The sequence below is a fragment of the Mesorhizobium sp. M0019 genome (assembly GCF_040323975.1).
Lineage (GTDB): Bacteria > Pseudomonadota > Alphaproteobacteria > Rhizobiales > Rhizobiaceae > Mesorhizobium.
Genome location: NZ_JAMYVK010000027.1, coordinates 47,029 through 59,575, shown reverse-complemented (window position 1 = coordinate 59,575; position 12,547 = coordinate 47,029). Strand labels below are relative to the sequence as shown.

Annotated in this window: 10 protein-coding genes, 1 pseudogene and 1 riboswitch; of the genes and pseudogenes, 5 read left to right on the top strand and 6 right to left on the bottom strand. The window is 59.8% G+C overall.

Going from position 1 to position 12,547, the window contains the following annotated elements; translation table 11 throughout:
* Positions 1 to 10 precede the first annotated feature (10 nt).
* Genes NKK47_RS19850 through NKK47_RS19840 form a run of 3 tightly spaced genes read left to right on the top strand, consistent with a single transcriptional unit; the run spans position 11 to position 2,594 of the window.
* The gene (locus NKK47_RS19850; protein WP_352577986.1) at positions 11 to 1,243 is read left to right on the top strand and encodes a trans-sulfuration enzyme family protein; all 1,233 of its coding nucleotides are present in this window, start codon (positions 11 to 13) and stop codon (positions 1,241 to 1,243) included.
* A 52-nt stretch (positions 1,244 to 1,295) separates the two neighbouring features.
* Positions 1,296 to 2,198 carry a dihydrodipicolinate synthase family protein gene (locus NKK47_RS19845; protein WP_352577985.1) on the top strand — a complete coding sequence of 301 codons (903 nt, stop codon included), beginning with the start codon at positions 1,296 to 1,298 and terminating at the stop codon, positions 2,196 to 2,198.
* Between the two features lie 18 nt (positions 2,199 to 2,216).
* Positions 2,217 to 2,594, top strand: coding sequence for an FMN-binding negative transcriptional regulator (locus tag NKK47_RS19840; RefSeq protein ID WP_352577984.1), 378 nt, complete (start codon positions 2,217 to 2,219; stop codon positions 2,592 to 2,594).
* Here NKK47_RS19840 and metE read toward each other — a convergent pair.
* A complete protein-coding gene (gene metE, locus NKK47_RS19835) occupies positions 2,548 to 4,893 on the bottom strand; it encodes a 5-methyltetrahydropteroyltriglutamate--homocysteine S-methyltransferase (RefSeq protein ID WP_352577983.1) in 2,346 nt (781 codons plus the stop codon). The two genes, NKK47_RS19840 and metE, sit on opposite strands and share 47 nt — an antisense overlap.
* Positions 4,894 to 4,987: 94 nt before the next feature.
* Positions 4,988 to 5,188, bottom strand: a riboswitch (cobalamin riboswitch).
* Positions 5,189 to 5,741: 553 nt separating this feature from the next.
* Between metE and NKK47_RS19830 the strand changes: the two genes are divergently transcribed.
* Positions 5,742 to 5,996 carry a hypothetical protein gene (locus tag NKK47_RS19830; RefSeq protein ID WP_352577982.1) on the top strand — a complete coding sequence of 85 codons (255 nt, stop codon included), beginning with the start codon at positions 5,742 to 5,744 and terminating at the stop codon, positions 5,994 to 5,996.
* Between the two features lie 317 nt (positions 5,997 to 6,313).
* Here the strand turns inward: NKK47_RS19830 and NKK47_RS19825 are convergent, their stop codons facing one another.
* Both NKK47_RS19825 and NKK47_RS19820 read right to left on the bottom strand, forming a co-directional pair.
* Positions 6,314 to 7,147 carry a helix-turn-helix transcriptional regulator gene (locus tag NKK47_RS19825; protein ID WP_352458260.1) on the bottom strand — a complete coding sequence of 278 codons (834 nt, stop codon included), beginning with the start codon at positions 7,145 to 7,147 and terminating at the stop codon, positions 6,314 to 6,316.
* A 62-nt stretch (positions 7,148 to 7,209) separates the two neighbouring features.
* Positions 7,210 to 7,461: an MFS transporter gene (locus NKK47_RS19820; RefSeq protein ID WP_352458261.1), complete on the bottom strand. Its 252-nt coding sequence runs from the start codon at positions 7,459 to 7,461 to the stop codon at positions 7,210 to 7,212.
* Between the two features lie 289 nt (positions 7,462 to 7,750).
* On the opposite strand from NKK47_RS19820, the gene NKK47_RS19815 reads away from it, so the two are divergent.
* Positions 7,751 to 8,428, top strand: a complete 678-nt coding sequence (locus tag NKK47_RS19815; RefSeq protein ID WP_352577981.1) for a transposase — start codon at positions 7,751 to 7,753, stop codon at positions 8,426 to 8,428.
* A gap of 32 nt (positions 8,429 to 8,460) precedes the next feature.
* On the opposite strand, the gene NKK47_RS19810 is transcribed toward NKK47_RS19815, so the two are convergent.
* From NKK47_RS19810 to glyA, 3 genes and pseudogenes are all read right to left on the bottom strand, one after another.
* Positions 8,461 to 9,453: an adenosine kinase gene (locus tag NKK47_RS19810; protein ID WP_352577980.1), complete on the bottom strand. Its 993-nt coding sequence runs from the start codon at positions 9,451 to 9,453 to the stop codon at positions 8,461 to 8,463.
* A 109-nt stretch (positions 9,454 to 9,562) separates the two neighbouring features.
* Positions 9,563 to 10,738, bottom strand: coding sequence for a methionine adenosyltransferase (gene metK, locus NKK47_RS19805; RefSeq protein WP_352577979.1), 1,176 nt, complete (start codon positions 10,736 to 10,738; stop codon positions 9,563 to 9,565).
* Between the two features lie 54 nt (positions 10,739 to 10,792).
* Positions 10,793 to 12,129 (bottom strand): annotated as a pseudogene (glyA, locus tag NKK47_RS19800) (serine hydroxymethyltransferase).
* Positions 12,130 to 12,547: the final 418 nt, after the last annotated feature.

The following is a 12,547-nucleotide window of genomic DNA, read 5'->3' as shown; positions in this document are numbered from 1 at the left end:
TAAAGGCCGAATGACCCGTTCCTATCAATCCGAAACCGATGCTCTCACGCGGTCGCTCCACGACACCGGTCCCGGATTCGCCACTCGGGCGATCCATCATGGCTACGATCCGGCCGGCTTTTCCAATGCCGTTCAGCCGCCAGTCTTCTTGACCTCGACCTATGGATTCGAAAGCGTGGCAGCGAACGAGGCCGCCGCCGCCCTTGGCGGAAGGCTCTATGCGCGCGAATACAATCCCACGACGGAGATCCTCGAGCAACGGCTCGCCAATCTGGAAGGAGCCGAGGCAGGTCTGGTCGTTGCCTCGGGGATGGCGGCTTTCGGGACGCTGATCCTGTCGCTCCTGTCCCAAGGCGATGAACTCATCGTCCACAGGACGCTTTATGCGAACACGCTTGCCATGGTCGAACAGGCGGTCCCCCGCTTCGGCATCAAGGTCGTCGCGGTCGACCTGTCCGATCCTCACAATCTCGATGCCGCGATCACCGAGCGGACCCGGCTTGTTTTCTTCGAGACGCCGGTGAATCCGCTGAGCCGCATCCTAGACATCGCTGCCATTGCCGAGCGCGCCCACGCGCGCGGTGTAAAGGTTGCAGTCGACAGCACCTTCGCCTCCCCCGCGCTCCAGCGGCCGCTCGAACATGGGGCCGACCTCGTGCTCCACTCGCTGACCAAATACATCAATGGGCACGGCGATGCCCTTGGCGGGGCGATTCTCGGCGACGCGCAAACGCTCCGCACGCTGCACGAAACGGGCCTGCGCTACATCACCGGCGCAGCGCTCTCGCCCATGTCAGCCTTCCTGATCCTGCGCGGTCTGAAGACGCTCACGCTACGCATGGAACGCCACAGCGCCACAGCCCTTGCGGTGGCTCAGGCACTCGAGGCGCACCCGGCGGTGGCATGGGTGAGTTATCCCTTCCTCGACTCGCACCCTGATCAGGTGACGGCGCGAAAGCAGATGTCCCACGGGTCGGGCATGTTGGCCTTTGGCCTCCACGCCGGATTCGAGGGCGCGCGCCGGATGATGGACCGGCTCAACTTGATCACCCGGGCTGTCAGCCTCGGCGATGCCGACAGCCTCATCTATCATCCGGCAAGCCTGACCCGTGCTCGTCAGCCGATCCGCAAGGATGCCCATCTGGCCGATGGAGTCGGCGAGGACCTCATGCGTCTCTCGGTGGGTCTTGAAGACGTCGATGACCTAATCGCCGACCTGCGGCGGGCTCTGGACGCCTTGTGATGACCTGTCGTCCGGCCAGTCCTGCGCTCACGCACAAACCTGGAGCCTTGCCATGGCATTCCTGAGCGGTCTTTCCGCGTTTCCCATCACGCCCGCCGATCGTGACGGCCGCGTCGATACCGTTGCTCTGCGCAAGCTGATTGCCAGGCTTGGCGCCGCTCAGGTCGACTCCATCGGTCTTCTCGGCAGCACCGGCACCTACATGTATCTGACGCGCGAGGAACGGCGACGGACGCTCGCCGAGACCTTGGACGAAATCGCCGGGCGAACGCCGGTCGTGGTGGGTGTGGGCGCGTTGCGCACCGATGAAGCAGTGAGGTTCGCGCAGGACGCCAAGGCCCTTGGAGTTGCCGCGGGGCTGCTTGCGGCCGCCTCCTACACCCCGCTCACTGAGGACGAGGTGTTCGAACATTTCTCGACGGTGGCGTGCGAGAGCGGCCTGCCGATTGTCGTCTACGACAATCCAGGAACGACGCATTTCCGTTTCACCCCAGCACTCGTCAGCCGCCTGGCAAAGGTGCGGGGGATCGTCGCTATCAAGAATCCGACAGACAAGGGCGATGCGATCAAGAGCCATCTGGCCGACCAGAGGCGCACTGTGCCGGAAGGGTTCTCGATCGGCTACAGCGGCGACTGGAACGCCGCAGAGGCCATGATCGCTGGCGCTGACACATGGTACAGCGTCCTCGCGGGCATCCTGCCCGAGGTCTGCACAAAGATCGTCACAGCGGCGCAGCAGGGCGATGCGGCCGAAGCGCGACGGATCGATGCCGCGCTAGCCCCGCTCTGGAGCCTCTTCAAGGAGTTCTCGAGCCTTCGCGTCGTCTATGCACTTGCCGAATTGCTCGACATTTGCCGTGCCGACCCCCCGCGTCCCATCCTGCCTCTGCCCTCAGCAGCGAAGGGCCAGATCGCCGCCGCGTTGGAACGCTTGCCATCAGATGCCGGCCGGTAAACACCAACCCAGCGGCCCGTGAAAGGAATTGTCATATATGTACCCGCGCATTTCGATAAACCGAGCCGAGAAGTCCTTTACGAACTGATCGAGAACAGCGCACTTGGCATGTTGATAACCCATGGCCGGAGCGGTCTCGACGCCAATCACATCCCCTTCGAACTCGGCACGTCACAGGGAGAAAACGGTACCCTTTACTCCTGCGCGATTAGTACACGTGCCGAAGGAAGTGCACATTCTCGCTCGAGTGACGTTTTCAAAGGATGTGATCGCGTTTTGGCACATTCACAGGCCGACATGCGGCAGCCGGTAACTCACCACATGGTGAGCAACCAGGAAACCCTCAGGCCTACACTTTCTTCCGGAGCGCACGTGCTGCAGCGACCATGTTCATGAGGGCAGGGCGGACCTCCTCCCATTTGCGTGTTTTGAGGCCACAGTCCGGGTTTACCCACAGTTGGGCATCCGACAGTCGGTCGCGGGCAAGCATGACGAGGTCCGAAATCTCGCCGACTTCCGGGACGCGTGGTGAGTGAATGTCGTAGACTCCGGGACCGATTTCGTTCGGATATTTGGAGCTCGTGAAGGCGTCCAGCAGTTCCATCTTCGAGCGCGACGTCTCAATCGAAATGACATCCGCATCCATTTCAGCGATCGCGTCGATGATCTCGTTGAACTCCGAGTAGCACATGTGGGTATGGATTTGAGTCGCGTCCTTTACACCCGTTGAAGCGATCCGGAAGCATTCGACAGCCCAGTCGAGATAGTCTTTCCAGTCAGACTGGCGCAGTGGCAATCCTTCGCGAAACGCGGCCTCATCGATCTGGATCATCCTTGCGCCGGACCATTCGAGATCCGTCACCTCGTCGCGGATGGCGAGCGCGATCTGGCGGCATGCTTCGGAGCGGGGTACGTCGTCGCGAACAAAAGACCAGTTGAGAATGGTCACCGGGCCTGTGAGCATTCCCTTCACAGGGTTTTCCGTAAGCGACTGGGCGAATTGCCACCAGCGCAGCGTCATCGGCTTGGGCCTCGATACGTCGCCGAAGATGATGGGGGGGCGCACGTAACGCGACCCATAGCTCTGCACCCAGGCATGCTGGGTGAAGGCGAAGCCGGACAGCTGCTCGCCGAAATGCTGTACCATGTCGTTTCGTTCGAACTCACCGTGCACCAGCACGTCCAGCCCGATCTCTTCCTGCCAGCGAATTGCAGCCTCGATCTCCTTCTTCAGGAAGGTCTCGTAGTCGACATAGCTCAGCTGGCCCTTCGCATGAGCGGCCCGCGCCCTGCGTACCTGCGGCGTCTGCGGGAAGGACCCGATGGTCGTCGTCGGGAACGGCGGCAGTCCGAGCGTGCCGGCCTGGACTCTGGAGCGCTCGGCAAAAGCGCTCTCTCGTCGCTTCATGCTGTCGTCAATGCTGGCGATCCGCCCCTCAACCAGCGGGTCATGGATCTTCGTGGATGTCACGCGAGTGGCGGCAGCCTCGGCAGACGCTTTCAACGCGCCTGCCACCGCATCCCTGCCTTGGGACAGGGCCCGGGCAAGCAACACCAACTCGTCGGTCTTCTGGGCCGCGAAGGCGAGCCACGACCTGATGTCCGCGTCGAGTTCCGTCTCCATGCGCAGGTCGATCGGCACATGCAGCATCGAGCAAGAAGGCGCGATCTCGACGCGGTCCAAGGGCCAGCCGGCGACGATCGGTTTGATGCGGTCGAGAATGGCGGGCAGGTTCGCACGCCAGACGTTGCGGCCATCGATCAAGCCAAGCGAGAGCACCAGATCCTTCGGTGCGAGCCGACCCACCGTTTCCAGCTGCTCGGGAGCGCGCACGAGATCAATATGCAGCCCGGCCAGGGGCAGAGAAACCGCGGTTTCGAGATTGTCTCCCAGCGGCCCGAAATACGTAGCCAGCATGATTTTCAACTCGGGCGCGGCTTTTGACAGCTGGCCATAGGCGAATTCGAACGCAGCTCGTTCGTTCGGGTTCAGATCGAGGACAAGCGCTGGCTCATCGATCTGCACCCAGTCGGCTCCCGACAGCTTCAGCCTCTGCAGGAGTTGCTCGTAGACGGGCAGCAGCCTCGGCAGGAGCGCGATGGGATCGAAGCCTTCGGCAGGCGATTTCGCCAGCTTGAGGAAGGTGATCGGTCCAAGGATGACTGGGCGTGTGTGAATGCCGAGAGCTTTAGCCTCGAGGAAGTAGTCGACCGGTTTCGTCGACGAGAGGGCGAACGTCTGATTATCGTCGAGTTCCGGCACAATGTAGTGATAGTTGGTGTCAAACCACTTGGTCATTTCCATCGCGGTTACATCAGACCGATGAGCCGCCTGCTGGTGACCAGCGTGTCGACAATCCTCCGTCTGACCCTGGTTGCCCCGCGCCATTGCGAAGTAGATGTCAAGTGGAACCTCGCCGCTATTCCAGCCGTAACGGGATGGAACGGCGCCGACCATGGCTGCGGTGTCGAGCACATGGTCGTAGATCGAGAAGTCGTTCGACGGGATTTTCGACACGCCGCGGTCGTGCTGCTCCTCCCAGCTAGCGGCACGGAGCGCCTTCGCGGTCGTGAGAAGGTCGGCAGCGGACGATTTTCCGGACCAGTAGCTTTCAAGCGCGAATTTCAGTTCTCGCCGACGACCGAAGCGGGGCACGCCGAGCGTTGCTACAGGAATTTGCTGAGAGACAGTCATGCCAGACCCCGATGGTTGGGCGTCGGTGACAAGGAAGGCGCTAGCAGGCCGGCACGAACGCCAGGCTGCAGCGGCCACCGAGACACCCCGCCCGTGGACGTAATTCGCCGTGGCAGGTCTCCTGGCTCGCGGGGTCATAGCCTCTACCCGTCTTCCCAAGGCTATTCGCCTCAGTGACATGAGTGGGGTTGGCTCGCCGCTAACAGTTGCGGGGGCAGCGCCGGCATCGCACCGGCTTCCCTCTTAGCTCCGCTGCGGCAGCGCCGTACGGAGAACCACGACGCGGGAGACAATTACAGCAGTTCGCTTCTTTGTCAACGCCGCATAAAGAAATGTTTATGTCGTTATGTTAAATTTCCGTTGGCATGTTCCAAAGGTCGCCTCGAAAGCGAAAACTGTGGAAGCCTTGAGCGGCCGGTAAATCAAAGCAATGACGCACGGCGCCCTTGTCCAGAGGATAGGAGTTCGTCGGCTGCCGGCAGCAAACATACCGGCAAGCGCCGTGGTGCTGCTTAGCGCATCATGCGAACCACCTCGGCGTCGAACTTCGGCTCCGAGGTTCCGCCCGCTTCGTTGGTGATCTGCTCGCGACCATATTCGGCTCAATGGCGAGGCTGTTGCCCATGTGGAAGCTGTTGGCCGTGATGCCCTCGGTGATATGACACAACGATTTCGGGGGGAGCACACCGAGGCCAGGCGCGCGGCGTGTTGCGAAGTGATCGAGGCCAATGTCTCGAACTGCTTGTTCGCAGCCCACCGGCTCAAGGTAACCCGGCTCAAACCACCGGGCCAGCTCAAGTCCTGTCCAAATGAGGCCTGAGCGGCAAATCGTCGTGCACGCGCACGGTTTGGCGTTCGATCTTGTGATGCGTCTTGGGCGGACAATCGCCACGGTGCAGCGCGCAGAAGCGGTCCCCAATTGGGAAACCGAGGGCGGTGAGGGCAAGCCAGCGCCACAGGCGGAAGGGGACTTGGACCTGTTTGCCCTGCTGGACCACAAGTTCGCGACACAGGGCCTCAAGGAGAAGACCAAGAGTGATTATGCGCGGGACCTCGCCAAATTCATCAAAAGCAGCGGGCAGTCAAAGTTCGGCGCCGACTGACATGGAGATAGCCATCGCGGCGGACCGCCCAGGCGGACCGCAAGCCGGAATACAACCGGGTGCAGGCGGCCAACCTCGTCCACAAGATGGCGTCGGGCACACACCGGCGATGGGAGAGCGGACCGTGGAGTGCAGGAACTTCACGCCTATCCACGCTCCCGTGGACGTGTCCTGCGGCACATCGGCAGCGATATTGAGGAGGCAGTTGAGCTTCTGGTCGAGCACTCTTACCTGCCACTACCTACGCTTAACGTCATCTCGTACTGAAAACGCACCACGCAAGGTCGAGATGTAACATGCGCCCTTCGTGGATGGTTCTAAGCTTCCTCGGGCGCGGTCAATCTGTGATAACGGTCGCTTGGAACCTCCATCACCGCGACGCGATCAAGGTTGGCGTATCGCGCTCGGTAGTAACCTTCTTCCTCCACTTCGGCGAAACTACACTGGGGAACGTCAAAGGTCGCAGCTTCCAATCCGAAGAAAGTCGTAGCGGTTTCTTCATCCAAGAAGTTCCACTCATCTTCTCCGTCGTCATATGTGACGCGAACATAGGAGGCCATGCGCACGGCTTCCTGATCACCCATCTCTGCGATGATGGCATCGCATTCTTTCTTCAGCTTTCCTGAAACCTCACCCTTATCCCAGTCATCCAAAGCCCGATAGATTTCTGGATGATAATACTCTGGCATCTCCTCTACATCGTCACCGATAAGCTCAATGGTGCGGACATATTGCGGATTTATCAAGAGTATTTTGTTGTCAAGGCTCCAACAATACAGCCATGGCCTGCTTGTGTTATTTCTACGCAGATTATGAAGTTCCTTCAACTGACGTAAAATCGATTCACGCGCCTTTTCATCGATAGGATATTGGCGGCTGCCAAGAGTCGTCTTGATTCTGAGCGTGCCGTATCGCGTTTCGGCATCGGCAATTGCAAACGGGCTCGTGCGCCACTCCTCGACATCAATCTTCCAGCCTAGCAGCTCCTCGACCGTGCATTTCAACGTGAGACAAAGGTCCTTGATCTGCTCGACGTTCAACTGCGTTTTGCCTGTTTCCCAACGGGCCACAGTCTGTTGCGTCGTTGCCATCTGCTCTGCCAAATCTTTTTGAGTCATGCCCAGTCGAACCCTAAGCTCTTTCATGTTCATAACTCACCTCGCGTGTTCAACACACGCATTGTGGATGAATTAATCTAACACGTCAAGCGTGTTCAAAAATCGCAGCATGTGTTTTTAGGGCGTCTTCGAGGCTCCGGCAGCCGTTCGTGACCACTTGCGCAAGACACAGGGCTGGTACACAGCACGAATGGGCGATCAAAAATTACTGCTGCGATGCTCGTCATCAGCCAAGCTGCCGCCGCACCTTCCACTAGGGTGCCAAGGTTCGAAATGAGTGCAGCCGACCATAGCGAACGGAAGGTCTTGTGCTCAAAAGGAACGAGTGAAGATGTTCTCTTCGCCATTGTGGGAAGCCTCGGGATTGACCGCGGGGCTGGATTTGTTTCGCCTCACTCAACCATGGCCTCGCCGTACAAGCCAAGCTGCCACAGTGCGCGCCTGCTAACCCAGAAAACTTGGCGGCCTTACAGGCATGCGCAGGACGCGCGAAGCCGCTCAAATCTCCCCAGATGGGTCAGCCATCGAAGACCGGCATCACTTGCCCGTTGAGCGGCTATACGATAATGCTCCGCGCTAAGCAGGAAGCGCCAAAAATTCGAGCGGCGACTTCATTCTCCTATTCAGGAAGGAACTATGAGGCGGCAGACGCGACCATTCACCGTGGAAGTCAAACAAAAGCGCAATTATGAAAAATCCGCACGTTCCATCTGGGGCAATTTCGACATCGCCGCGGCGATGGCCGAAACAACAAACGAAGTCGAGCCGTTAAATCGTCAGCTTGTTGACTCTACTGTAGTGGCCCTTGATGCTGAACCTTTGCACAAACCTCGAGTGGAGCATTTCATGGCCAATCCCCTGGAAACCGAGTCAGCAGTAGTTCATAGCGAACCGGCAGACAAAGCGGAAACGCCAAAACCGAAGACGAGAGCGCGGCGGTCGAGGAAGCCAGAAGCTGAGGCGAGCGCGCCTGCCCGCAAGGAGGGCGCCAACCCGATATCCGCGACCACTGAAGCACCGCCGTCAGCGCGAACAGGCCGAAAGAGCTACTCCGCGAAGGATCGTGCCCAGAAGCTGGCGCAGATCGAGACCTCGATCGGCGGCGGCGCTACTCTCAAGAGCGCGGTGAAGCAAGCCGGCATCTCGGAACAGACATATTATCTTTGGAAGAAGGCGGCGGCGCCGGCGGCGGACAGTGACGGGCTGAAGGATCTCGTCGCGCTCGAGGAAGAAAACAAGCGGCTAAAGAGCCTGCTTGCCGATCGTCTCCGCAAGGAGAATGCGGAACTGAAGAAAAGGCTCGGGCTGGATTAAGGAGGGTGGGCAGCTGGTTCTTGGCTCGCCACCTACAGCAATCCCGCCTGCTCCGCCTCTCTGCGCAAATTCTGGCGTGGCCTTGGGCCGATCTGCTGGATGACCAGCCCGGCTGCCAGCGAGCCGAGATCGCCGCAATCCTTGAGGCTGCGGCCTTGCGTGTAGCCGTAGAGGAAGCCGGCGGCGTAGAGGTCGCCGGCGCCGGTGGTGTCGACCAGCTCGCGGATCCTGGTCGCATTGATGGTCACGGTCTCGTCGCCGCGCACGATGACCGAGCCCTTTTCCGAGCGGGTGACGGCGGCGATCTTGCAATCCTTGCGGATCCGGGCCAGCGCCTCGTCGAAGGACGCGGTCTGGTAGAGCGACTTGATCTCGTGGCTGTTGGCAAAGACGATGTCGACGGTGCCGGAGCGCATCAGGTCGAGGAACTCGTCGCGGTAGCGGTCGACGCAGAACGAATCCGACAATGTCATCGACACTTCGCGCCCCGCCGCATGGGCGAGCTTCGCCGTCTGCCGGATCGCTTCCTTGGCGCGCGGCGGGTCCCACAGATAGCCCTCGAAATAGGTGACGGCCGCGCCCGACGCCTTGTCGGCCTCGACGTCCTCCGGGCCGAGCTCGACGCAGGCGCCGAGATAGGTGTTCATCGAGCGCTCGCCGTCCGGCGTGACGAAGATCATCGAGCGCGCCGTCGGTGGTTCGCCGTCGAGCGGTTTTGTGTCGAAGGCGACGCCCTGCGCGTGGATGTCGTGCGCGTAAATCTCGCCGAGCGCGTCGTTGGAGACCTTGCCGAAGAAGGCGGCGCGACCGCCGAAGGAGGCGACGCCCGCCGCCGTGTTGCCGGCGCTGCCGCCCGAGGCTTCGATCGCCGGGCCCATGCGGCTGTAGAGCAGTTCGGCGCGCCTTGTGTCGATCAAATTCATCGCGCCCTTGATGATGCCGTTGGTCTCCAGGAACGCCTCGTCGCACTGGGCGATGATGTCGACGATGGCATTTCCGATACAAAGCACGTCATAGTCCGGCATCAATTCATGTCTCCGCCAAAAACCCACCGGCTTTCTGGCATGCCGGCCGCGGGCGGGTCTGGCCAGTGGGAATGGGCTTTCCGATTGCCAATCCGTTCGGCGCCGGCCTTCACGGGGCGGCAAGTCCTGCCTCGCGACGCAGTTCGTCGGCCCTGTCTGTCTTCTCCCAGGTGAAATCAGGCTCTTCACGGCCGAAATGGCCATAGGTCGCGGTCTTGCGGTATATAGGGCGTAAGAGATCAAGCATCTTGATAATGCCCTTCGGTCTGAGATCGAACAACTCAAGAATGAGGCGCTCGATCCTTCTTTCCTCAACCCTCGCTGTTCCGAACGTGTTGACCATGACAGAAACCGGACTTGCCACGCCGATTGCGTAAGCAAGCTGCACCTCGCAGACGTCCGCAAGTCCGCTAGCGACGATATTCTTGGCGACATACCGGGCCGAATAGGCAGCTGAGCGGTCAACCTTGGACGGGTCCTTGCCCGAAAAGGCGCCGCCGCCGTGACGACCCATCCCACCATAGGAATCGACGATGATCTTGCGTCCAGTGAGACCGCAGTCGCCGCGCGGCCCGCCGACTACGAACCTCCCCGTCGGGTTGACCAGAATTCTGATGCCTTCCGTCTCCAGATGGGTCGGCAGGACAGGCTTTATGATTTCCTCAATGACGCCCTCGCGGACCGTCTCTTGCGAGACCTGCTCGTCATGTTGGGTCGATACGACAATGGTATCCAGGGCGACCGGGCGCAACCCCTCATAGCGCACTGAGACTTGGGATTTCATGTCAGGACGCAACCAGCCAAGCTGTCCTGCTTTCCGGACATCTGCCTGTCGTTTCGTCAAGCGATGAGCGAGCTGGATCGGCAAAGGCATCAGAGTATCGGTTTCGCGGCATGCGTAGCCGAACATGAGGCCCTGATCTCCCGCTCCCTGTTGGAGGTCCTGCCCTCGTCCCTCGTCAACGCCCTGGCTAATGTCGGGCGATTGCTCGGTGAGTGCATGAATGACGGAGCAACGCCGGCCGTCAAAGCCGACGGCCTCATCGTCGTATCCAATATCGAGAATCGTATCGCGCGCAACTTGGCTATAATCCACCTGCGCATCGCTGGTAATCTCGCCAGCCAGAACGACCATCCCTGATTTTACCAACGCTTCACAGGCGACGCGCGCCTTGGGATCGGTGCAGAGGATGGCATCGAGGATGGCATCCGAGATGTTGTCGGCCAACTTATCCGGGTGTCCCGCGCCAACCGATTCGGAAGAGAACACGAACTGCCTAGCCATGAAATGTCTCGCTTCGGGTGTTGGAGTTGTATGGGGCATTTTGCTTAGCCCACCTTATCTGTCGGCGATGCCCGGGACCTCGAACGCAGCACAAGTCGGCAACGTCTCTTCGCACGCAGGCATGGAGATCTTCGTCGTCTGGCTCGCCGGAGGACGGAGTCAATGAAGCCAGCAATTTGCACCGTTTCCACATCGCGCATGCCCATTGATGTCACTGCTGGCGCCCCCAGGCGAATTCCGCTTGTGACCGCAGGATGGCGCGGCTCGCCCGGCACCATATTAAAGTTCGTAACGATGCCTGCCTTCACTAACCGCTCGGCATAGGCCTTGCCTGATAGTGGTGGATCGCGAAGATCAAGGATCAGCATGTGATTGTCAGTGCCCCGGGTGACCAGGTCATAACCTCGGTCCAGAAGCGCCTGGGCCAGAGCCTTGGCATTTTTGACAATCTGTCGGCCGTAACTGCGGAAGGACGGGTCCGCGGCTTCCCGCAAAGCGACAGCTAACGCCGCGATAACATTCATATGGGGGCCGCCTTGCAGTTGAGGGAAGACAGCGCGATCTATTCGTCTGGCGAGATTGTATTTGCCCTTCGAATGATACAGCGCTTGATAACGATCTTCATTCCTTAACAAAATGAAGCCACCACAAGGACCGCGGATCGACTTGTGAGACGTGCTGCTGACGACGTCGCAATGGGGTACGGGATTCGGATGCGCTCCAGCGACAATCAGGCCACTGATGTGCGCTATGTCGGCCACGAGATAGGAGTTCGCCTCCAGAGCGATTTCTGCAATTGCCGCGTAGTCAAAGACACGCGGATAAGCAGTCCCGCGGACCCAAATGAGCCGCGGCCGTTCCCGCTTGGCTGTCTCGCCCACGCGGTCATAGTCAATTTGCTGCGTCTTTTCGTGCAGCCCATAAGGGAAGCGTTGATAGTCAGTCCCGGAAAAATTGATGGCCCAACCATGAGTGAGGTGGCCCCCTTCCGGAATTGGCAAACCCATCACCTTGTCACCGGGGCTTAAAAGCGCTCGATAGACAGCCTGATTGGCCGGCGAGCCGGAATAAGGCTGGACGTTGGCGTGTTCGCTGCCGAATAACGTGTTCAAGCGCTCAATGGCGAGGTTCTCAAGCTCATCGACGATCTCGTTTCCCGCGTAGTAGCGCGCAGCGGGGTACCTCTCGGCGTACTTGTTCATGAAAATCGAACCGGTTGCTTCCAGCACGGCCGAGGAGGCAAAGTTCTCAGATGCGATCAGTTTGAGCGTCGTCCGCTCCTGCCGCTCCTGTCTTAGAAGCAGTTCGTGAACGCGGCAATCAACCGTCGCCAAGCGAGACCGTCCGTAAGTGTCGGGCTGCGCGATGGCGCTGTCGGCGGAGTTGTCCATGGTAGCTTCGCGCTCCAATTGGATTGATCTATTTCACGGTCAAGCATGCGGTCCCCTTCGGCCGCGTGTCTCGTACCGCTTCGAGCCGTTGAAGGTCTCGTTTGTGATAGCCATCGCCGTGGGGCAGGAGATCAACCAACAATTGAACCAGCCCGCCGTCCTTACCTCCTGTTTTGAGATTGTACGAGCACCACGGACGTTGTTCGTTGCAGTAAAGAAAGTCGGCTCTGGCCAGCAGCCGGACGTGTCGTACAACGTGCTCACGACGCAGACCCAGAATCTCCGCTAGCTGGCAGACAGTTAGGTCCGCGTGCGCGCAAAGGCCTAGAATTCGAAGGCGATCTAAATGCGCTGCCGTCCGTAGGCGACTGACCAGTGTCAGCATTGGTCAGGACCAAGCCACTTGGAAAGCCTGGGC

What these genes read in the sequence shown, in the direction of transcription:
- NKK47_RS19825 (WP_352458260.1), bottom strand. Translation starts at nt 7,147, where the DNA reads ATGAACATGAAAGAGCTTAGGGTTCGACTGGGCATGACTCAAAAAGAT.
- NKK47_RS19810 (WP_352577980.1), bottom strand. Translation starts at nt 9,453, where the DNA reads ATGCCGGACTATGACGTGCTTTGTATCGGAAATGCCATCGTCGACATC.
- NKK47_RS19820 (WP_352458261.1), bottom strand. Translation starts at nt 7,461, where the DNA reads ATGGCGAAGAGAACATCTTCACTCGTTCCTTTTGAGCACAAGACCTTC.
- NKK47_RS19815 (WP_352577981.1), top strand. Translation starts at nt 7,751, where the DNA reads ATGAGGCGGCAGACGCGACCATTCACCGTGGAAGTCAAACAAAAGCGC.
- NKK47_RS19850 (WP_352577986.1), top strand. Translation starts at nt 11, where the DNA reads ATGACCCGTTCCTATCAATCCGAAACCGATGCTCTCACGCGGTCGCTC.
- metK (WP_352577979.1), bottom strand. Translation starts at nt 10,738, where the DNA reads ATGGCTAGGCAGTTCGTGTTCTCTTCCGAATCGGTTGGCGCGGGACAC.
- metE (WP_352577983.1), bottom strand. Translation starts at nt 4,893, where the DNA reads ATGACTGTCTCTCAGCAAATTCCTGTAGCAACGCTCGGCGTGCCCCGC.
- NKK47_RS19845 (WP_352577985.1), top strand. Translation starts at nt 1,296, where the DNA reads ATGGCATTCCTGAGCGGTCTTTCCGCGTTTCCCATCACGCCCGCCGAT.